Raw genomic sequence first — 22,099 nt, forward strand, 5'->3', positions numbered from 1 at the left:
GTGGCGGGTGCGATGCTGCTAGAACTCGCTCAATGGCTTGCGAAGGACATCCGTGCGTTCAACGTGTTTCAGTACATCACATTGCGCACGGTTCTCGCCGCGCTAACCTCGCTTGCGATTTCGTTCATCGTAGGCCCTGCCATGATACGTAAGCTGACCGCTTACAAAATCGGGCAATCGGTACGCAGCGATGGGCCCCAGACCCATCTTGTCAAAGCGGGCACACCCACGATGGGCGGCGCTCTGATACTCGTGTCGATTGCCTTTTCAACGTTACTGTGGGCGGATCTGAGCAATCGCTATGTATGGGTGGTGCTCATCACCACGCTGGGCTTCGGCATCATTGGCTGGATAGATGATTATCGCAAGGTGGTATATCGCAATCCAAAAGGCCTCTCCGCCAGAGCCAAGCTCTTCTGGCAATCGGCAATAGCGATTCTGGTGGCGCTATATCTTGCGTTAACGGCTGAACTGCCTGCGCAGACGACCATGATTGTCCCATTCTTCAAGCAAGTAGCGATACCGCTGGGTGTCACCGGGTTTGTCGCGCTTGCCTATTTCGTCATAGTGGGTACCAGCAATGCGGTGAACCTGACCGATGGTCTTGACGGCCTCGCCATCATGCCTACCGTCATGATCAGCAGCGCCCTGGCAATTTTTGCCTATGTGGCGGGACACGCCGTATTTGCAAAATATCTGGGTATTCCCCATATCCCCCATGCGGGCGAACTGGCTGTCTTCTGTGGTGCGCTGGCGGGCGCCGGACTCGCCTTTCTCTGGTTCAATGCCTACCCGGCGGAAGTATTCATGGGGGATGTCGGCGCGCTTGCGCTTGGCGCCGCTCTCGGGATCGTGACCGTGATAGTGCGCCAGGAGATCGTGCTGGTCATCATGGGCGGCGTATTCGTGGTGGAAACCTTGTCAGTGATGCTGCAGGTGGCGTCGTTCAAGTTGGTCGGGAAACGTATTTTTCGTATGGCGCCGTTGCATCATCACTACGAATTGAAGGGCTGGAAAGAAAATCAGGTAGTGGTTCGGTTCTGGATTATCACCATGATGCTGGTGTTGTTCGGTTTGTCCACTCTGAAATTGAGATGACCCATAAGCTTATGAATTTGCGGAATAAAGCGGTACTGGTGCTTGGGATGGGCGAGACCGGGCTCTCCATGGCCAAGTGGCTGTCGCGCATGGGAGCAAACGTTCGCGTGGCTGACAGCCGTACAGTTCCCCCTTGTATGGAAGATTTAAAACAGGCTCTGCCTCATGCCCTTATGTTCACCGGGGTCTTTGCCGCCGAGGCTTTTGCCGGTATCGACCTGATTGCTATCAGCCCCGGCGTACCTCAGGCGGAGAAGCTTGTGCGGCAGGCAATGAAGGACGGCGTGCCAGTGGTGGGAGATATGGAGCTTTTTGCCTTGGCAATCAGGTCGCTAAGTGCCTCAAGGCCAACAATAGTGGCCATTACCGGCTCCAACGGCAAGACAACGGTAACGGCCATGGTAGGGGCAATGGTAAAAAAAGCCGGGTGGGATGTCGAAGTGGCGGGAAACATCGGTCCTGCGGTGCTTGATGCACTGATGCGGCGGGTAGATTCAGGACGACTGCCGCAAGCCTGGATATTGGAGGTTTCCAGTTTTCAGTTGGAAACCATGCAAAACCTCGGTCCGGATGCGGCTACCGTGCTGAATTTAAGTGAAGACCATCTTGATCGCTACGATGGAATGCGGGAATACGCTGCGGCGAAGGCAAGAATATTTCTGGATGCTGCCGTTGGCCAAGACGACCATGCAGGGATACAAATATTGAATCGGGACGATTCCATGGTACGTGAAATGGCGCTGAGGGGCCGTAAGAAGATAACTTTCGGCCTGGATTTGCCCGTTGGCGACAGCGATTTCGGCCTGCTGCATGAAGACGGCAATTCGTGGTTGGTGCAGGGAGCCACGCGCTTGATGAAGACCAGTGATCTTGGCGTTTATGGCCTGCACAATGCGGCGAATGCGCTGGCTGCGCTAGCGCTATGCCGTGCCATTGCATTGCCGTTTGAGCCATTACTGCAGGCCTTGCGTGAATTTCGAAGCTTGCCGCATCGAATGGAGAACGTTGGAACCTATGGCGGTATCACTTTCTACGATGACTCGAAGGGTACCAATGTCGGGGCGACGGCGGCAGCGCTGGACGGCATGATGCAAAGCGTCGTTTTGATAGCCGGCGGCGTTGGCAAAGGACAGGATTTTGCGCCTTTGGCAAGGCCGATAGCGGAACACGCGCGGGCTGTGGTGCTGATCGGACGGGATGCAGCCAAAATTGCGAGTGCCATAAATCATTGCGGCGTGCCGCTGCATCATGCATCGACAATGGAAGAGGCGGTACAAAAAAGTTTTTGGCTGGCACAGGAAGGCGATGCGGTATTGATGTCGCCCGCATGTGCCAGCTTCGATATGTTCAAGAATTACGCGCATCGCGCCGAGGCATTCATTGCGGCGGTGAGACGGGTGCAGGCCAGGACTCCAGTCATGAATAATCACGTCACCCACTGATGATCTATCGGAGCCATATCGGGAGCCAGGAAGCGCTACCCCACTTTGATCAGTCCTTGATCTGGTCGGGCATATTATTGCTGGGCCTGGGGCTGGTAATGGTTTATTCCGCCTCGATCTCGATCGCCGAGGCAGGGCGGGGCACCGATGGCTACCCCTCCTATTTCCTTGTTCGGCATGGTGTTTATCTGGTGGTGGGTCTACTGGCGGGTTTGATCGCATTTCAGGTGCCGATGCAGATGTGGCAGAAATATTCCTTCCACCTGTTTCTGTTTGGAGCAGCGTTGCTGCTGCTGGTGCTGATTCCCGGCATAGGCCGCGAAGTCAATGGCAGCCGGCGGTGGATATCGCTGGTGGTCGTGAATTTTCAACCGTCGGAGTTCATGAAGCTGTTCATGGTGTTTTATGTCGCCAACTATACCGTTCGCAAGGCGGTTTACCTCGGGAGTTTTCGTAAAGGTTTTCTGCCCATGCTGATCGTGACGCTCGTTGTAGGTGCGCTGCTGCTGCTCGAGCCCGATTTCGGCGCATTCGTCGTGATTACCTCCATCATGATGGCGATATTGTTCCTGGGAGGAATAAACCTGAAGCTGTTCACCGGGCTGATTGGTTTTCTGATGGTTGCCCTGTTGGCGCTAGTCTGGATCGAGCCTTATCGCATGCAGCGTTTCTTCGGATTCATGGACCCATGGGATGATCCCTACGGAAAAGGATATCAGTTGAGTCATGCCCTGATTGCGTTCGGGCGGGGCGAATGGCTGGGTGTCGGCCTGGGTGGCAGCGTCGAGAAGCTTTTTTATCTGCCTGAAGCGCACACCGATTTTTTGCTTGCGGTGATCGCGGAGGAACTTGGTTTTATCGGGGTCATGACGGTAGTGGTGCTGTTTGCGTGGCTGATAATACGCGCCTTCATTATCGGCCGCCAGGCAGCGATGAGAGAGCGACACTTCCCGGCTTTGGTGGCGCAAGGTATTGGCGTATGGCTGGGCGTGCAGGCATTCATCAATATGGGAGTGAACATGGGTGTGCTGCCGACCAAGGGATTAACGCTGCCGCTGATGAGCTTTGGCGGCAGCAGTATTGTCGTCAGTTGCATTACGCTGGCGATCCTGTTGCGGGTGGACTGGGAAAATCGGCAGTTGATGAAGGGTTATACAGTATGAAAGCGGATGAAAACCTGGATCGTAAACCTGAAGAATTGCTGCATGAGGCCGATGTGGTCTTATGGGCGGTTTCCGATAACGGGACCTGACTTGATCCATACCATTCTCATTATGGCTGGCGGAACGGGAGGTCATGTGTTTCCGGGGTTGGCGGTCGCGGAGCATATGAAGACCGCGGGATGGCGTGTGGTGTGGCTGGGGACCGAAGGTGGAATGGAAACCACGCTGGCACCGCGGCAAGGGTACCGCCTGGAGACTATCCGTTTTTCGGGTCTTCGCGGGAAGAACGTCCGAACCTGGCTGATGTTACCGCTGCGCCTGTTGATCGCATTTTGGCAAAGCGCCAAAGTGATACTCCGGGTGCGTCCGGACGTAGTGTTGGGTATGGGCGGCTATCCGGCCTTTCCCGGTGGCATGATGGCCTCATTGCTGGACAAGCCGCTGCTGATACACGAACAGAATTCCATTCCCGGCCTTGCCAACAGAATATTGGCGAAACTTGCTGACAGAGTGCTGCTGGGTTTTCCGGATGCGATCAAAAAAAGCAAAAAAGTGGCATTTTTCGGTAATCCTGTTCGTAAAGAAATTGGCCGGCTGGAAGCGCCGGAAAAAAGATACGCCATGCGCGACGGGCCGATGAAGTTATTGGTAATTGGAGGCAGCCTGGGTGCGCAAGCGCTGAATAGTGTCGTGCCGCAGGCGTTGAAGCGGATTCCTGAAAAACTGCGCCCGCTGGTAACGCACCAGGCAGGCGCAAGGCATCTGGACGCGCTGAGAAAAAACTATGTTGAGGCGGAAGTGGAAGGCGAGTTGGTCACATTCATTGACGACATGGCGGCCCGCTACGCCGATTGCGACCTAGTGATCTGCCGTGCCGGGGCACTTACTATCGCTGAATTGAGCGCGGCGGGTGTTGCAAGCATTCTGGTGCCATTTCCTTATGCCGTGGACGATCATCAGACATGCAATGCGAAATTTCTGAGTGACAGGAATGCGGCGGTATTGTTGCCGCAAGATGAATTGACGCCGCAAGGCCTGGCCGAATTATTGATGGGGTTCAGCCGTGGAAAACTTATGGAAATGGCTATGAAAGCCCGTGCACTGGCGAACCCGGATGCAACCAGATTAGTGGCGGAAGCATGCATGGGGATGATAAAAGCACAAAAATGAAAGTATCGGAAATGAATAAAACTACCGTTCTTCCATCATGAGGCATAAGGTCAAGCATGTCCATTTTGTCGGCATCGGCGGCTCGGGTATGAGCGGAATCGCTGAGGTGTTGCTTAATTTGGGATATCAGGTCAGCGGCTCGGATTTGTCCGCCAGCGCAACCACTCGACGCCTGAGAAAACTGGGTGCCGTCGTTCACGTCGGTCATGCGAGAAGCCATGTGGCATCCGCCGATGCGGTGGTGACTTCGACGGCAATAACGGCGGACAACCCGGAAGTTCTCGCCGCGCGAGAAAGTAAGGTACCGGTGGTTCCTCGTGCCATCATGCTGGCGGAACTGCTGAGGTTACGCCAGGGGATTGCGATTGCGGGCACCCATGGCAAGACCACTACCACCAGCCTGATTGCCAGCATTTTCGCCGAAGCGGGCATGGATCCGACATTCGTAATTGGCGGCAGGCTGGAAGCGGCAGGGTCCCACGCGAAGCTGGGCCGTGGTGAATTCATCGTGGTCGAGGCCGACGAATCCGATGCCTCATTTCTTTATCTGCAGCCTGTGCTGGCGGTTGTGACAAATATAGACGTCGACCACATGGAAACGTACGGTCACGATTTCAGCAAGCTCAAGCAGGCGTTCGTGGAATTTATCGAACACCTGCCTTTTTACGGCATGGCGGTATTGTGCGTGGACGATGCAAGCGTGCGTGAAATCATGGCTGCCATTACCAAGCCGATCACAACTTACGGTTTATCGGATGACGCACAAGTGCGTGCTGCCGATATTCGCCATAGTGAAGGACGGATGCATTTTACCGCGCTGGTAGGAACGAACGGCAAGACGCGCAAGCTCAAATGCATGCTTAACCTCCCAGGATTGCATAACGTGCAGAATGCGCTCGCAGCGATCGCGGTATGCAATGAAGTGGGTTTGCCCGACGCCGCCATCATCGGGGCGTTGGCCGGCTTCAGGGGCGTAGACCGGCGTTTTCAACGTTATGGCGAGATCAAACTGGCCGGCAACGGAAACGCGGCGGCGGGAAGCTTTACGCTCGTCGACGACTATGGGCATCACCCGGTCGAGATGGCGGCCACCATCGCGGCTGCGCGCGGCGCGTTTCCCGGTCGCCGGCTGGTGCTGGCGTTTCAGCCGCATCGCTATACGCGCACGCGCGATCTGTTCGAGGATTTCGTCAAAGTGTTATCAACCGTCGATGTGCTGCTGTTGACGGAAGTTTATTCCGCTGGCGAAGTCGCCCTCATAGCGGCGGATAGCAAATCGCTCGCTCGCGCGCTGAGAGTTCTGGGCAAGGTGGAGCCGATTTTTATCGAGACCGTGGACGAGCTGCCTTCCGCCATACATAGCGTGGTGCAGGACAATGACGTAATACTCGTGATGGGCGCGGGATCGGTGGGCAGGGTGGCGCCTGACCTTGCAAAGGATCAATGGACGGCTGGGCAGGAAGCCGACCTGGCGGTGGAAGGGGAAGGATAAAAATCAGGCCGCTTTTCGTCGCCCATGAATATGCGCAGGTTTCACGAATGGATATGTCGGAAATTAATTTGAACCACGGCTCAAGTGCACTTCGCGGCGAGATGCGCGTGAATCAGCCAATGAAAAAATATACTTCATGGCGCACCGGCGGCGTGGCGGAGCGTGTGTACCTGCCGGCAGATCTGGCTGATCTCGCGCACTTCCTGCGCGGCTTGCCCCAGGATGAGCCAGTGCATGTGATAGGACTCGGCAGCAATCTTCTGGTGCGTGATGGAGGTTTGCGGGGAACCGTTGTGGTGCTGCATGCCCGGCTTAACGACCTGCGGCTGGAGCAGGGGGATAGGGGTGACGCACTGATATACGCCGGCGCGGGCGTAGCCTGCGCAAAAGTGGCGCGGTTTGCAGCCAAGCATGGCTTGGCCGGGGCAGAGTTTTTAGCGGGTATACCCGGTACCGTTGGCGGGGCGTTGGCAATGAATGCAGGGTGCTACGGCGCCGAAACCTGGGAAATCGTATACAAGGTTCACACGCTGGGCCGTGCCGGGCAATTGCAAGCACGCCTGCCTGGAGACTACGAGATCGGTTATCGGCATGTTGCCTTGAAGCCCGATACGAGCGATGGCGGGCAGGGTGAGAAGGGTGAGCACAAATCGGCGAATTTCCCGGATGAGGAATGGTTTGCAGGCGGCTGGTTCCAATTGCCGAAAGAGAAAGAGGCAGTGTCGCGGCAAAAGATCAAGGAATTGCTGACGCGACGTATCAATAGCCAGCCTTTGAACCTGCCCAATGCCGGTTCGGTATTCCGCAATCCGCCGGGCGACTGGGCCGCGCGACTGATCGAGTCATGCGGGCTGAAAGGTTTTCATATCGGGGGCGCGATGGTTTCATCGACACACGCAAACTTTATCGTAAACACCGGCGCTGCCTTAGCGTCGGATATCGAAGCGGTGATAGACAGGGTACGTAAAACGGTAAAAGAGCAGACTGGCATCGAGCTGGTGCAAGAAGTACGAATCATCGGGGCTGTGAGCGAACACAGCGGGATTCCCGATTTCGCAACTCATTATTCTGTCGAGGAAGATCAAGATGGTGAGTAACCATGATTTTGGGAAAGTTGCCGTTCTCCTGGGCGGGCGTTCCGCTGAACGCGAGATTTCGCTCCAGAGCGGCAAAGCCGTGCTGGATGCGCTACGGCGTCAAGGTGTTGACGCACATCCGTTCGATCCCTCTGAACAGCCGATGGAGGCGCTTCTGCAACAGGGGTTCAATCGAGCCCATATTGCCCTGCATGGGCGCTATGGTGAAGACGGTACCGTGCAAGGCGCGTTGGAGCTGATGGGATTGCCTTATACCGGTAGCGGTGTACTGGCGAGCGCGCTGGCGATGGATAAGTGGCGCACGAAATTGCTCTGGCAGGCTGCCGGAATCAGCACGCCCCGCTATGTCGTGCTTAATGAACAAACGGATTTTGACCTGGTTTCCAGGGAGCTCGGGCTGCCGCTGATCGTCAAGCCATCGCGGGAAGGGTCGACCCTCGGCCTGAGCAAGGTGGTCAAGGCAGCGGACCTGCCGGCAGCATTGGAGCTGGCGGCGAAGCACGACACCACCGTGCTGGCGGAGCAATTTATCGAAGGCATGGAGCTTACCATCGCCATCCTCGGAGAGATGACGCTACCCTTGGTTCGCATCCAGGCGGAAAGTGGCTTATACGATTATGAAGCCAAATATGTCTCCAATACTACCCGGTATTTTTGCCCAAGCGGCTTATCCGCTACTCAGGAGGACGCGATTCAGGCACAAGCATTGCAAGCGCACAAGATCCTGGGTTGCGAGGGATGGGGAAGGGTGGACGCGATTCTGGACGCGTCGCACCAGCTATATTTTCTTGAAACCAATACATCGCCCGGAATGACCGCGCACAGCCTTGTCCCCATGGCAGCGAAAGCCGCCGGCATTTCATTTGACGATCTGGTGCTGCGGATACTGGAACTGGCCCATGTGGGATAACCATCAGGCGCTCGCTGCGTTGGCGAACTGGCTGTTTGCGCTGGCTGCACTGATAGTGGTCTACCTGATCAGCCAGTTGACGATCAATTCGCCTTTGTTTCCGTTGAAGGAGGTGAGCCTTGGCGGCAGTGACGGCCGCCTCGAGCACGTGACGCGAGAACAGGTCGATGGGGTGGTCCGCAGCGCTGTTGCCGGAAATTTTTTTACAGTTGATCTGGAAGCGACCCGTAAAGCCTTCGTCAAGTTGCCGTGGGTGCGGACGGCCAGTGTGCGGCGCATCTGGCCGCAGGGCCTGGAAGTAACGCTGGAGGAACATATGGCCTTGGCGCGCTGGAATGGCGGCGCACTGGTCAATTTACAGGGGGAAATATTCAATGCTGCGTCCGATGAACCGTTACCTGAATTTGAAGGCCCGGAGGAAAGCGCAAGCGAAATGGCCAGACAGTACGCAGCGTTTAAAAAAATGCTGCAACCCCTGCAGCAGAACATCGCACGGATGAGCCTTTCCGACCGTCGTGCCTGGCGGATCAGCCTGGAGAATGGAACGCTGATCGAGCTCGGACGCGAACAGATGGGTATGCGGCTGGAGCGTTACGTGCAGGTGCACGACCGCAGCCTTGTGCAGTTAAATCAGCAATTGACTTACGTCGACCTGCGTTATCCGAGCGGCTTTGCTGTCCGTTAAGCACATGGCGCGATGGTGAAACAAAATGGATGTGATAGAAATGCCGGCAGATTCAGGGCTTGTAAGATAGATGAATAGAAGCAACGAAACGAAAAATCTGATCGTGGGGCTCGATATCGGCACTTCGAAGATCGTGGCTATTGTCGCGGAGGTGAAACCCGAGGGGGGGTATGAAGTTATCGGCATGGGCAGCCATCCTTCACGCGGTCTGAAGAAAGGGGTCGTAGTGAACATCGAGACCACGGTCAACGCGATTCAGCGGGCATTGGAAGAAGCTGAGTTGATGGCCGACTGCAGGATCCGGGAAGTTTATACCGGCATTGCCGGTAGCCATATCAAAAGTTTCAATTCGCATGGGATGGTGGCCATCAAGGATAAGGAAGTGTCGCGACTGGATGTGGAACGTGTGATGGAAACCGCCAAGGCAGTGAATATCCTCAATGACCAGCAAGTTCTCCATGTACTCAACCAGGAGTTCATCATAGATGGCCAGGAGGACGTGCGTGAGCCCATCGGCATGAGTGGTATACGGCTGGAAGTGAGAGTGCATATCGTGACCGGCGCCGTATCCGCGGCACAGAATATCATGAAGTGCGTACGGCGCTGCGGGCTTGAGGTGCGTGACCTCGTGCTGCAGCCGCTGGCCTCGGCCATGGCGGTGCTGTCGGAAGACGAAAAGGATCTGGGCGTCTGCCTGGTGGATATCGGCGGGGGTACAACCGACATCGCGGTATTCACACATGGCGCCATTCGCCATACCGCGGTGATTCCAATTGCCGGCGACCAGATTACGAATGATATCGCAATGGCACTTCGCACCCCCACCAAGGATGCCGAAGACATCAAGTGCCGCTACGGTTGCGCCTTGCGCGGTATGGCTGACCCGCACGAAATGGTGGAAGTGGCTGGCGTAGGCGACCGTGGAACACGCCAGCTTTCCAGGCAAACGTTGGCGGAAGTCATCGAGCCCCGCGTGGAAGAGCTCTATTCGCTGGTGCAGGCCGAACTGCGCCGCAGTGGCTTCGAGGAACTGCTGTCATCCGGGATCGTCATTACCGGCGGCAGCAGCTCCCTTCAAGGTATGGTGGAGCTCGGCGAAGAGATATTTCATATGCCTGTACGGCTCGGCCTTCCGCACTATCACGGCAGCCTGGAAGAAGTGGTGCTTACGCCGCGATGCTCTACCGGCATTGGCTTGATACTGGCCGGCATGGAACAGCTCCAACGACACCAGCACACCCGGCTGCAGGGCAACTCGTTCAAGCGAATTCTGGAAAGGATGAAAAGTTGGTTTCAAGTCAATTTTTGAGGGTCTCCTGTCCGAAGGACCCAAAAATGAGGGAGATCCCTCTTCACAGCGAAAGGGGCGGCTGGCAGCAGCGTTCAAAAGCGGAAAGACTTAAGACTTAAACCCAGATAATTCTTTAGGACGCGAGATGATGGCGAGGCAGGTTGCGAGACAGTTTTGCCGGTTGAGAGAAGTCCATAGCCGGGTCTATGGGCGCCGAGCAAGCGGCGAAAATGGCCGCAAACTGACCGCCGGCACTCGGGTAGGCTCGCAGAGCCGCCTAATGAATTATCTGGGTTAAATAACAATACTGTTCAGTTAATACAATTCCTAAAGGAGAGCATCATGTTTGAAATCATGGATACAGAAACACAGGAAGCCGTCATCAAGGTCATAGGCGTGGGCGGTTGCGGGGGTAACGCGGTGGATCACATGATCCAGAACGGCGTGCAAGGCGTCGAATTCATTTGTGCCAACACCGATGCCCAGGCATTGAAGCGGAATCAGGCACGTACCCTGCTGCAAATGGGATCAGCGATCACCAAGGGACTGGGTGCCGGCGCAGATCCTGAAATCGGGCGCAACGCAGCGTTGGAAGACCGCGATCGGATCGCCGAATTGATTGAAGGCGCGGACATGTTGTTCATTACCGCCGGAATGGGCGGCGGTACCGGGACCGGCGCGGCACCGGTAGTGGCGCAAGTGGCCAAGGAAATGGGAATTCTTACCGTGGCAGTGGTTACCAAGCCCTTTTCGTTTGAGGGCAGGCGACTTAAAGCGGCTCAGGCGGGAATGGAAGCGTTGACGCAATATGTCGATTCGCTGATCGTAATCCCCAACGATAAGCTGATGCTGGTCCTGGGCGAAGACGTGAGCATGCTCGATGCATTCAAGGCCGCCAACAACGTACTGTATGGCGCCGTTGCCGGCATCGCGGAAGTTATCAATTGCCCGGGCCTTGTCAATGTCGATTTCGCCGACGTAAAAACAGTGATGTCGGAAATGGGCATGGCAATGATGGGTTCGGCATTTGCTTCAGGAGCGGATCGGGCGCGCGCGGCGGCGGAACAGGCTGTCGCCAGCCCGCTGCTGGAAGATGTGGATCTTTCCGGTGCGCGAGGAGTATTGGTAAACATTACCGCCAGCTCAGCAATGAAGATGCGCGAGGTTCACGAGGTGATGAATACAATCAAGGACTTTACCGCGGAAGACGCCACCGTGATAGTCGGTACGGTCATCGACGAAAATATGGAGGAAAATCTCCGGGTGACCATGGTTGCCACAGGGCTGGGCGGCGTCGTCAACCGCATGCAACCCAAGCCGCTAAGCGTTATCCACACGCGCACCGGGACAGACAATACCCTGTCGTCGGACGGTGTAAACTGGAAGGATCTGGATGCCCCGGCCGCGTTACGTACGAATAGACGGCGCGATGCGACCATTGAGGCCATGAAACAATCGGGAGTCGATGTTCTGGATATTCCCGCGTTCCTGAGGAAGCAAGCGGATTAAGCATTGCGTATGAATAAATGAAATACTCGTTCACCGGGATGCGCTCATGGAGGCTGAGGCCGGTTCTCGAGAGCTGTGATCGCCAGCGGAGTTTGTGGCCCGATAGGGCGGAAGGCCGAGCGGTCCTCCGCGTTCCGTGGCGAGTTTGTCACTACTTATCCGCAGATCGTGAATTATCGCGCAAGGCACGATATCGCCTGATGCGCATGCGTTATACGAATCTATCCAGGAATCCACCGACGTCGCCAACCATTGCCGCGCGTAGACGATTCTAGATGATATCCGGGTCGTAGCCGTTCTGCTCACCTTCCATTCGCTGTTTTTCCAGCAATGATTCGACTGCGGTTTTTAGAGGTGATGGCGACAATCCCGAGGCCAATTCACTCAGCTTTTCCATGCCGGCCCGGCCTATCCGCATTTTTCTACCGGATAAATCACCCCTGCGAATATTGAGGTAATCTGCTTGCACAGCAAGTCGAATTGCAGTAACCTCATAGCCCATCGCTTGAAACTTTAATAATAACGACGGCAACGTCTGTCTGAGTTTTGCCGCAATTGCACCGTTACCTGCACATATCGTCAGGTTTCCTTCAAAGAATCCGCCTAGCGCGCAGTGTTGAGCCAGCTGGTGCGGAACGATTTTCGAGAATGCCTGCTGCATCGCGGTTAACTCGTCCATGTAGCTGAATAATCGCTGATGCTTGGGCGTCAGCCTTAGGGTTCCAAGGTAGAAATTTATCTTGCGGACGGTCATAGCTGAAGAATAATTTAGGGAATGAGATGCATATTATTCTAATTTCCAATAATTTGAAAAAACCGAAAACCTTGACCCTGACCGGCGTGCATCTTGTGCTTCTGGCAGGGGGAGGAGTTTTAGCTTCTGTATTGTTTGCGATGGGGTTGAATTATCTTTCTCTTCGGTATGCCGACAAGATCGACAGCCCTTCCCTCAGATCGCTGGTTTCGAGTGTACAGCAGGAGGAACATAAAAAAAACCAGTCGTACTTGCGCGATAGCCTCAATGCCATGGCCGTCAGAATGGGTCAGATGCAGGCACAGCTGCTGCGGCTGGATTCCGTAGGCGCTCGTCTGGCGGAATTATCAGGTATCAAGCCTCAGGAATTTCGGTTTAATCAGAATCCCGGTCAGGGAGGAACCGTATCGACGCTGCCATCCGAGGATATGTCATTTGCAGAGTTCAACAATAAAATCCAGGAGCTGTCGCTCGCATTGGATGACCGTAGCGACAAGCTTGGCGCACTGGATTCATTGTTGATGCAAGACAGGCTCAAGAAGAAAATGCTCCCGTCCGTGATGCCCGTGAACACAAAATGGTACTCATCGGGTTTCGGAGTGCGTATAGATCCTTTTACGGGAAAACGTATTTTTCATGAAGGGGTTGATTTCTCGGCTGCAACAGGTACGCCCATCGTGGCTGCGGCGGGCGGCGTGGTGGTGTATTCCGATTTCCACCCCGAATATGGTAATATGATCGACGTTGACCACGGCAATGATTTCGTCAGCCGTTATGCTCATGCTTCCAAGCGCTTGGTCAGGCTGGGCCAAGTCGTGGTGCGCGGACAGAAGATCGCGGAAGTGGGCAGCACTGGCCGTTCTACCGGCCCTCATCTGCATTTTGAGGTCCGGCACAGGGGCTCGCCGCAAAACCCGTCACGATTCTTGAAGATGCCCGGTTGAGCCGGGTCAATACTCTGCGGGTGGGGGTGAGGCCAAAAACCTCACCCCTTATTTTTTGTACATCGCTTAACAGAATTTTTGGGATTTCATGCTGAACAATCTGCTCAAGAAAGTTTTCGGGAGCCGTAACGATAGGCTGATCAAGCAGTATTTCCAGACTGTGACGACGATCAATGCGCTGGAAGCCAGGATTGCGGCGCTTACCGACGCCGAACTGCGTGCAAAGACCGAGGAATTCAGGCAGCGCATTGCTGACGGGGCAACCCTTGACGCTTTACTGCCCGAGGTATTCGCCGTGGTACGCGAAACCGGCAAAAGGGTACTCGGGATGCGCCATTTCGACGTTCAATTGATCGGAGGCATGGTCCTGCACAGCGGCAAGATTGCCGAGATGCGAACAGGCGAAGGTAAAACGCTGATGGCGACCTTGCCTGCTTATCTCAATGCACTGGCTGGCAAGGGCGTTCATCTCGTTACCGTGAATGATTATCTTGCCAAACGGGATGCGGAGTGGATGGGCCATCTTTATCAATTCCTCGGTATCAGCGTGGGCGTAATCCTTTCACAGATGGATCACGGTGAAAAGCAGGCCGCCTACGCAGCCGACATAACCTACGGCACCAATAACGAATTCGGTTTCGATTACCTGCGCGATAACATGGTGAACCACCCTACCGAGCGGGTGCAGCGCGTACTGAATTACGCCATCGTTGACGAAGTCGATTCCATTCTGATTGATGAGGCGCGCACGCCGTTGATTATCTCCGGCCAGGCCGAAGGCAACACCGAAGTATATGTGCGCATGAACGCGTTGATCCCGAAACTGGTTCGCCAGGAAACCGAGAAAAGTCCTGGTGACTTCAGCGTAGACGAAAAAGCCCAGCAGGTGCTGTTGAGCGAGGAAGGTTTCGAGCATGCGGAAAACCTGCTTGCCGGGGCTGGGTTGCTGCCTCCGGGAACCAGCCTCTACGATCCGGCCAATATCAATCTCGTCCATCATTTGTATGCTGGGCTGCGTGCACACGCGTTATTCCATCTTGACCAGCACTACGTGATACAGAATGGCGAGGTGGTCATCGTCGATGAGTTCACCGGGCGGCTCATGTCTGGCAGGCGTTGGTCGGAGGGATTGCATCAGGCGGTGGAAGCAAAGGAAGGTGTTCAGATCCAGAAGGAGAACCAGACACTCGCCTCGATCACTTTCCAGAACTATTTCCGCATGTATCAGAGACTGGCCGGCATGACGGGCACGGCCGACACCGAGGCTTTCGAGTTTCAGCAAATTTACGGGCTCGAAACCGTCATCATTCCAACCCATCGTCCAATGATCCGTAATGACCGGATGGATCAGGTATTCCGCACCTTGGGAGAAAAGAACCGCGCCATCATCGAGGATATCAGGGACTGTCATCAGAGGGGACAGCCCGTTCTCGTCGGAACGACCTCTATTGAGAATAATGAGGAGCTGTCCGGGTTATTGACTCGCGAGAAGTTGCCGCACCAGGTATTGAATGCGAAGCAGCATGCGAGAGAAGCGGAGATCGTCATCCAGGCCGGACGTCCCGAAATGATCACGATCGCCACGAATATGGCGGGTCGCGGAACCGATATTGTACTGGGCGGCAATCCGGAGCCTGAACTCGAGCGTGTTCGTGCCGACGAGAACATGAGCGAACCGGAAAAACTCCAGCGAATCGGGGAGTTGCAGCAGCAATGGCAACTCCTTCACGATGAGGTGCTGAAAAAAGGTGGATTACATATTATCGGCACCGAGCGACATGAATCTCGCCGGGTGGACAATCAGTTGCGCGGTCGTTCGGGCCGCCAGGGCGATGCGGGTTCCAGCCGTTTTTATCTTTCGCTGGAAGATCCACTGCTGCGTATCTTTGCATCTGATCGCGTAGCAAGCATCATGCAGCGGCTCAACATGCCGGAGGGCGAGGCCATTGAGCATCCTTGGGTCACTCGCGCGATTGAAAACGCCCAGCGCAAGGTGGAAGCCCGTAATTTCGATATACGGAAGCAGTTGCTGGAATACGACGATGTCGCCAACGATCAGCGCAAGGTAATCTATGAGCAACGGAGTGAGCTTCTGGAGTCGCAAGACATTTCAGAAACGATTACCGCAATGCGCGACGACGTGTTGCGCGGTCTTGTCGCTCTTTATATCCCAGCGCAAAGTGTAGAGGAGGAATGGGACATTCCGGGGCTGGAGAAGGCATTGGCCGCCGAGTATCAATTGGCATTGCCATTACAGGAGTGGCTGGAGAAGGAACCCGACCTGCATGACGAGAACATGCATCAGCGGATCAGCGCAGCAGCGCAAGAATATTATTCAGGAAAGGTCGATCAGGTTGGCGCGAATATCATGCATCAGTACGAGCGTGCCGTCATGCTGCAAAGTCTCGATATCCACTGGCGGGAGCATCTCTCGGCGCTGGATCATCTGCGTCAGGGTATCCATCTTCGAGGATATGCCCAGAAAAACCCCAAACAGGAGTATAAGCGAGAGGCTTTCGAACTGTTCACTTCCATGCTGGAGGGCATCAAGGCGGAAGTTACCAAAACGCTGATGACCGTGCAGATAAGAAGCGAGCAGCAGGTGGAAGCCGTGGCGGAAACACAACGCTCGCCCATAAACGTGCAGTATCACCATGCGGCTTTCGAAGAAGCGCTGGGTGAAGAGGAATCCTTCGAAGGCGGCGAATCAAACCGCGACGCTGAAGATCACCCGGAGAAGCATCAACCGTTTGTGCGCCAAGGGGAGAAGATCGGGCGCAATGATCCATGCCCTTGCGGATCAGGGAAAAAGTATAAACAATGCCACGGCAAGCTCAGCTAATAGGCATTCAATACGGATATAGCCTCAAATCAACCTCAGGCACGTGGCGCCTGGGCGAGTAGCATAGAGGCCATGACACATCCAGACCCCCGGCTGTTATTTGCGAGCAGGGGGTTATTCCAGAAAGTCAGCGCTTGTTATTTTACGCGTTTCTGAAAATATTCGTCGTAGCGGAAAATGTAGTCCTTATCTGTCAGCGGCAGATGGCATGCGCGGCAGGTTGCCGTGTTGTCAGGTGCTTTCGTTGTCGCATCAGCCATGTACATGGAGTATACCCAATCTCCGTTTCTGAGTTCCGGTGGCGTCACGCTTTCACCCCAGCCCGCGCCCTTGCCCATTACGCCGATTTTCGACAACTCACCCTTGACAAATTTACCATCGGCGCCCTTTAGAGGGGTACCGTCAGCAGCTTCCCTGACCTTGTAAATCTCCATCACAGAAATGGTTCCGTTAGGAAATTCATCACCCATTTTGGTGCTATGTCCGGTGGGGTTGATATAGATTTCGCGGACTTGCTTGACGTCGGCTCGCTGCACATCAGATAAAAACTTTGGCCAGCTCTTATAGTCCGCGGGTACGGGCAACTCGCTATCCGAGTATTTTTGAACCTGAGGCGATGACGGCACCTGTGCACAACCTACAAACACCGTAGCCAGCACCATAGCTGTAACGGCCCCCCATGTAACATGTTTCATCTTTTTTCTCCTATTGTCGAGCGACGCCAAGAATTCGCATAAGCTGTTTTTACGGGCTGTCCGCCGGTCCGGTTGATATAGTAGCTTGTCGGGTTAAAAGGAAATCTGCTGAAAAAGCGGCTGGTCGGTTCATATTTCGCCGCTTTTTCGGCCAATAGAATACTATTGACCCTCAGAATCCTCAAAATTGCCCTCAGTCACTTTTTTGCTGAGATTCTTCAAGTTTGACAGGCCGCTAGCTGAAGGGCTGCAAAATCGATATTTATGCATGCTCTCCATCCGGGATTACAATTCCCTATTAAAGAAAGGCTTATCAACGGACAGAAGAGTATGAGTAACCTGCCCGAGTTCTATACTAGCGTTGGAGAGGCGTTGTTGCAAGAATAATCGGCTGATCGAAATGAATCGCAAAACTGGCGGGACGCTCGAAATGACAGGAGCCATTCAGCGGATAACGATATCCGGAAATGCTCGGTCCCTCGGCCAATTCCTTCAAGTTTGTCCTGCCGCACCCAATTTCCTGGAAGCTGAAAGATTACCGAATGCTTACGCGCGACCGAGCCTTTCCGGCATATTTTTCACGCAGGCGCCATTCCGTGGTGGCGCAACAGGGCATCTATTTTTGGTTCGCGACCCCGGAATGCGATAAATGATTCCAGCGCAGCGCGGCTTCCACCCACCGCGAGAATTTCATTCCAGAAGCGGGCGCCGGCTTCGGGATTGACGACAACCCCGGCAGGACTTTCTTCAAACAGACTATAGGCGTCGGCAGACAATACTTCCGCCCACTTGTAGCTGTAGTAGCCGGCAGCGTAGCCTCCGCCAAAAATATGTGAGAAGCTGTTGGGAAAACGATTGAATTCAGGAGGAATGATTACCGCAACCTGTTCACGGATCTCGTCGAGTAGTTGCTGTGCCGTTTTTCCTTCACCGGGGCTGAAATCGGCATGAAGGTGCATATCGAATAGTGCGAATTCTATCTGGCGGAGCATTTGCAAGCCACTCTGGAAATTCTTCGCCGCCAGCATCTTTTCGAATAAATCGCGCGGAATAGATTGATTGCCGCCGCTGTAGGGCAATGAGTCAACGTGCCTGGTCATGTCACGCAGGACTTCCCATTCCCAGCAGAAATTTTCCATGAACTGGCTGGGTAGTTCCACTGCGTCCCATTCCACCCCATGGATACCCGACACGCCCAGGTCTTCCACCTGGGTAAGCAAATGGTGCAGGCCATGACCGAATTCATGAAATAGCGTGATTACATCGTCATGGGTGAACAAGGCGGGACGCGCTTGGCCGTCAAGATGAACAGGTGCGGAGAAGTTACAGTTAAGGTATGCAACCGGTACCTGAATGCTCTCTTCCCCCTGTATTCCACTACCGCCGATACGGCGGCGGCTTATGGCGTCATCCATCCATCCGCCGCCTCGCTTGCCGGGGCGCGCGTAGAGGTCAAGATAAAACCGGCCGATCAGATTCCCCTGTATGCCCGTGATATTGAAAAGCTTTACATCGGTGTGCCAGAGCTGAATGTCGGCAGCCTCCGCCCGGGCAATGGTAATGCCATAAAGATTCTCCACCACCCTGAACATGCCCGGCAGCACGCTGGTTTCGGGAAAGTACTGCTTCACTTCCTGCTCCGAGAATGCATAGCGGTCGAGGCGCAGCTTTTCGCTTACATAAGCCAGATCCCATGATTCGACATTTTCCAATCCCATCTTTTCGGCGGCAAATTGACGTAATTCTTTGAGATCACGTTCCGCATAAGGCTTTGCCTTGGCGGCGAGCTCACCCAAAAAATCCAGCACCTGTTTTGGGGTCGAGGCCATTTTGGTCGCAAGCGAGACTTCGGCATAGCAATCAAATCCCAGCAGTTGCGCTTCTTCCTTGCGCAGTTCAAGCATTTTCGCGATAAGTGGCGTGTTATCCAGATCGACAGCGTTTCCGGTCTGCGGGGCCGGTGACCTGATCTCGCTGGCACGCGTGGAGTATGCGCGATACATCGTTTCGCGCAGTGCCCGGTGGTCGGCATACTGCATGATGGGCATGTATGATGGGGCGTGCAGCGTAAATTTCCAACCGGGGGCATTATCCTTTTCCGCGATTTCCCGCGCTGCCTGCACTGCATCGTCGGGAATGCCGGAAAGCTCATCCGCGTTCTGTATATGCAATACAAAATTATTGGTGGAATCCAGCAGGTTATCGTTGAATCTGGAACCCAGCGCCGACAGCTCTTCCTGAATTTGGAGAAATCGCTTTTTCTTCTCGGGCGGTAGCTCTGCTCCGCCCAGGCGGAAATCCCGCAAGTCATTTTCGATTATCTTCTTTCGGGCTTGATTCAGGCCTTCGAACTCCTGGCTGTTGCGGAGTTGTTTGAATTTTTCGAAGAGGGCGGGGTCTTGCGCCAACTCGGCGTAGTATTGCGTGATCAATGGCAGGTTGGCGTTGTATGTCTCACGTAACGCCGGGGTATTCGCCACCGCATTCAAGTGTGACACCTGCCCCCACGCTCGAGACAGGCGTTCATTGGCGTCTGTTATCGGTTGCACGAAATTCTGCCAGGTCGGCATGGCGTCATCATCACGTATCCGGTCGATAGTGTTGCGGCCGTCGGCCAGTAATTGTTTCAGTGCCGGCGTGATGTGTTCGATTCGAATATCCGCAAAGCGCGGCAGTCCGGAAAAATCAAGCAGAGGATTCATCATATTGTCGAGAGTAGTCAGTTCAGTTGCAGGGGTACGAAAATGACAGCGCATGGTTGTGGCGCAACTTCAGAACCTCAACCTTCGTGTACGATGTTACCGTTGATCAGGGTGTATTTTACTCTGCCTAGCAGTTCCATACCGAGAAACGGGGTATTCTTGCCCTGGCTTTTCAGTGCGGCTGCTTCCACTTTCCAGTATTGTTCAGGGTCGAAAATGCACAAATCGGCGGTAGCGCCAAGAGACAGGCAACCGGCTTCCACACCCAGTATACGAGCAGGTTCAGCGGTGATTTTCGCCAATACCCTGGCCAGCGGAACTCTTTTTTCAGCCCCCCATTTCAAGGCCAGCGGCAACAGCAGTTCCATGCCTGTGGCGCCAGCCTCGGCCTCGGCGAAAGGTAACAATTTGTGATCTTCATCCACCGGCGCATGATCCGAACATATCGCATCTATCGTGCCGTCGAGAAGGCCGGCCTGTAGCGCGTCACGATCTCCCAACGCTCGTAGCGGTGGAATGAGATGGCAATTGGAATTGAAGAAACCGATATCCATTTCGGAAAGATGGATATGGTTGGCCGATACATCGCAGGTAATGGGCAGGCCTTGCTGCCGGGCCGCACGAATCATGGTGACGCCTTCCGCGCTGGAGATACGGCATAGATGAACCCTGGCGCCCGTTTCCCTCGTCATCAGGATAATATTCGCCAACGCTACGGTTTCCGCGCAAACCGGAACCGGAGGCAAACCCAATCGCGTCGCCACTTCACCGTCATGGGCCACGCCACCGTCGGCAAGATTCATATCCTGAGGGCGGAGCCAAACCACGAAGCCGAAGGTGGAAGCATATTGCATTGCCTGCATCATTACGCGTATGTTCGGAAGCGGCATATTCGACTGGCCAAAAGCGACGCACCCGGCATCACGTAATTCAGCCATTTCGGTCAGCCGTTCACCTTTCAAACCCTGAGTAAGGGCGCCGACTGGATAAACATGGGCTTGATTGAGACTCCTGGCACGGTGCTTCAGCATTTCCACCAGTCCCGGTTCATCCAGCACGGGATCCGTATCGGGAGGGCATGCCAGGCTGGTGATACCGCCGGCTATCGCTGCAGCCATTTCGGATTCGAGGGTGGCTTTATATTCGAAACCCGGTTCGCGCAACCGCGCCGATAAATCCACCAGGCCCGGGCACACTATCATATTCGTTGCGTCTATTTCCCGATTGGCGTGAAACCCAGGCGGGCTTTCGCCCAGGCCGACGATTTTGCCTGCCGCAATGAATACATCCATTATGGCATCGGTCCCGCTCTTCGGGTCTATGAAACGGCCGCTCCTGATAATCTTTTTCATTTCTTTCAATTGCCTGCCAAAATCGACATTACCGCCATCCGTACCGCAATGCCGAATGTCACTTGCGGTAGAATTACCGATTGCTTGCCGTCGGCAACCGCGGAATCGATTTCAACGCCCCGATTCATCGGGCCGGGGTGTAAAACAATAGCGTCGCGCTTGGCCAGCGCCAGCCTCTCCTGCGTGAGTCCATAATACTTGAAGTATTCCTCGGTGCTGGGGAGACGCGCGCTTAACATGCGTTCGCTTTGCAGACGCAGCATCATCAGCACATCCACATCTTTTAGCCCATGCGCCATCTCGTGATAGACATGTACGCCGAGACGTTCGACCTTGGAAGGGAGCAGGGTTTTTGGTGCAATGACCCGCACTTCCGGCACACCGAGCGTCGTAAGTGCATGAATCTGGGAGCGCGCCACGCGCGAGTGCAAAATATCGCCGACTATCGCCACTCGAAGATTACGAAAGTCGGGTTTGTAATGGCGAATGGTGAATACGTCGAGCAACCCCTGTGTAGGATGCGCATGACGGCCATCCCCGGCATTGATGACATGAATCTCGGGCCGGACATGGCGGGCGATCAGGTGCGCGGCTCCGCTTTGCGAGTGCCGCACCACGAACATGTCGGCATGCATCGCTGAAAGATTATTCACCGTATCCAGCAGCGTTTCACCTTTGGATTGTGAGGAAACGGCAATGTTGAGATTGACCACGTCGGCAGACAAGCGTTTTGCCGCGATTTCAAAGGTGGTGCGAGTGCGTGTACTGGGTTCGAAGAATAAATTGAATATGGATTTACCGCGTAGCAAGGGCACTTTCTTGACATCGCGCTCCGTAACCCCGACAAAAGACTCGGCGGTATCGAGGATATTCAACAGAATAGCGGCGGACAATCCCTCGGTGGTAAGCAGGTGTTGCAATTCGCCGTTCTTGTTCAGCTGCGGATTATTCAC

At 54.7% G+C, this 22,099-nt stretch carries 17 protein-coding genes; 12 read left to right on the plus strand and 5 right to left on the minus strand.

The genetic code is table 11. The annotated features are described in order from the left end of the window. Positions 1 to 12 precede the first annotated feature (12 nt). The 10 genes from mraY (at position 13) to ftsZ (ending at position 11,857) form a co-directional block, all read left to right on the plus strand. Complete coding sequence (mraY, locus tag F822_RS09760; protein ID WP_025040820.1) at positions 13 to 1,098, plus strand: phospho-N-acetylmuramoyl-pentapeptide-transferase; 1,086 nt, start codon at positions 13 to 15, stop codon at positions 1,096 to 1,098. A gap of 11 nt (positions 1,099 to 1,109) precedes the next feature. Then, on the plus strand, positions 1,110 to 2,540 hold the full coding sequence (gene murD, locus F822_RS09765) for a UDP-N-acetylmuramoyl-L-alanine--D-glutamate ligase (RefSeq protein ID WP_025040819.1): 1,431 nt from the start codon (positions 1,110 to 1,112) through the stop codon (positions 2,538 to 2,540). Next, positions 2,540 to 3,703: a putative lipid II flippase FtsW gene (gene ftsW, locus F822_RS09770; protein WP_025040818.1), complete on the plus strand. Its 1,164-nt coding sequence runs from the start codon at positions 2,540 to 2,542 to the stop codon at positions 3,701 to 3,703. Before murD ends, ftsW begins: the two co-directional genes overlap by 1 nt. Before the next feature lie 51 nt (positions 3,704 to 3,754). Continuing rightward, positions 3,755 to 4,873 carry an undecaprenyldiphospho-muramoylpentapeptide beta-N-acetylglucosaminyltransferase gene (gene murG / locus F822_RS09775; protein ID WP_051536654.1) on the plus strand — a complete coding sequence of 373 codons (1,119 nt, stop codon included), beginning with the start codon at positions 3,755 to 3,757 and terminating at the stop codon, positions 4,871 to 4,873. Between the two features lie 37 nt (positions 4,874 to 4,910). Further along, entirely contained in the window at positions 4,911 to 6,365 is a 1,455-nt protein-coding gene (gene murC / locus F822_RS09780; RefSeq protein WP_025040816.1) for a UDP-N-acetylmuramate--L-alanine ligase, read from the plus strand. Between the two features lie 47 nt (positions 6,366 to 6,412). After that, positions 6,413 to 7,462, plus strand: a complete 1,050-nt coding sequence (gene murB, locus F822_RS09785; protein ID WP_025040815.1) for a UDP-N-acetylmuramate dehydrogenase — start codon at positions 6,413 to 6,415, stop codon at positions 7,460 to 7,462. Then, on the plus strand, positions 7,452 to 8,372 hold the full coding sequence (locus tag F822_RS09790; RefSeq protein ID WP_036575591.1) for a D-alanine--D-alanine ligase: 921 nt from the start codon (positions 7,452 to 7,454) through the stop codon (positions 8,370 to 8,372). Before murB ends, F822_RS09790 begins: the two co-directional genes overlap by 11 nt. Beyond that, on the plus strand, positions 8,362 to 9,057 hold the full coding sequence (locus F822_RS09795; protein WP_025040813.1) for a cell division protein FtsQ/DivIB: 696 nt from the start codon (positions 8,362 to 8,364) through the stop codon (positions 9,055 to 9,057). Before F822_RS09790 ends, F822_RS09795 begins: the two co-directional genes overlap by 11 nt. A 70-nt stretch (positions 9,058 to 9,127) precedes the next feature. Continuing rightward, on the plus strand, positions 9,128 to 10,366 hold the full coding sequence (ftsA, locus tag F822_RS09800; protein ID WP_025040812.1) for a cell division protein FtsA: 1,239 nt from the start codon (positions 9,128 to 9,130) through the stop codon (positions 10,364 to 10,366). 324 nt (positions 10,367 to 10,690) lie between these two features. Next, on the plus strand, positions 10,691 to 11,857 hold the full coding sequence (gene ftsZ / locus F822_RS09805; protein WP_025040811.1) for a cell division protein FtsZ: 1,167 nt from the start codon (positions 10,691 to 10,693) through the stop codon (positions 11,855 to 11,857). Positions 11,858 to 12,128: 271 nt separating this feature from the next. Here ftsZ and F822_RS09810 read toward each other — a convergent pair whose 3' ends face one another. After that, entirely contained in the window at positions 12,129 to 12,611 is a 483-nt protein-coding gene (locus tag F822_RS09810) for a DciA family protein (RefSeq protein WP_025040810.1), read from the minus strand. Positions 12,612 to 12,637: 26 nt separating this feature from the next. On the opposite strand from F822_RS09810, the gene F822_RS09815 reads away from it, so the two are divergent. Together F822_RS09815 and secA are read left to right on the plus strand one after the other, a co-directional pair. Continuing rightward, positions 12,638 to 13,555 (plus strand): M23 family metallopeptidase, encoded by a 918-nt coding sequence (locus tag F822_RS09815; protein ID WP_025040809.1) that lies wholly within the window; start codon positions 12,638 to 12,640, stop codon positions 13,553 to 13,555. Between the two features lie 88 nt (positions 13,556 to 13,643). Further along, the gene (gene secA / locus F822_RS09820) at positions 13,644 to 16,397 is read left to right on the plus strand and encodes a preprotein translocase subunit SecA (protein ID WP_025040808.1); all 2,754 of its coding nucleotides are present in this window, start codon (positions 13,644 to 13,646) and stop codon (positions 16,395 to 16,397) included. A 137-nt stretch (positions 16,398 to 16,534) separates the two neighbouring features. On the opposite strand, the gene F822_RS09825 is transcribed toward secA, so the two are convergent. From F822_RS09825 to F822_RS09840, 4 genes are all read right to left on the minus strand, one after another. Beyond that, positions 16,535 to 17,092 (minus strand): cytochrome P460 family protein, encoded by a 558-nt coding sequence (locus F822_RS09825; protein WP_025040807.1) that lies wholly within the window; start codon positions 17,090 to 17,092, stop codon positions 16,535 to 16,537. 578 nt (positions 17,093 to 17,670) lie between these two features. Further along, positions 17,671 to 19,797: a M3 family metallopeptidase gene (locus F822_RS09830; protein ID WP_025040806.1), complete on the minus strand. Its 2,127-nt coding sequence runs from the start codon at positions 19,795 to 19,797 to the stop codon at positions 17,671 to 17,673. 74 nt (positions 19,798 to 19,871) lie between these two features. Further along, the gene (locus F822_RS09835; RefSeq protein ID WP_025040805.1) at positions 19,872 to 21,146 is read right to left on the minus strand and encodes a dihydroorotase; all 1,275 of its coding nucleotides are present in this window, start codon (positions 21,144 to 21,146) and stop codon (positions 19,872 to 19,874) included. 5 nt (positions 21,147 to 21,151) lie between these two features. Next, positions 21,152 to 22,099, minus strand: a complete 948-nt coding sequence (locus tag F822_RS09840; protein ID WP_025040804.1) for an aspartate carbamoyltransferase catalytic subunit — start codon at positions 22,097 to 22,099, stop codon at positions 21,152 to 21,154.

The organism is Nitrosospira briensis C-128 (genome assembly GCF_000619905.2).
GTDB classification, from domain to species: domain Bacteria; phylum Pseudomonadota; class Gammaproteobacteria; order Burkholderiales; family Nitrosomonadaceae; genus Nitrosospira; species Nitrosospira briensis.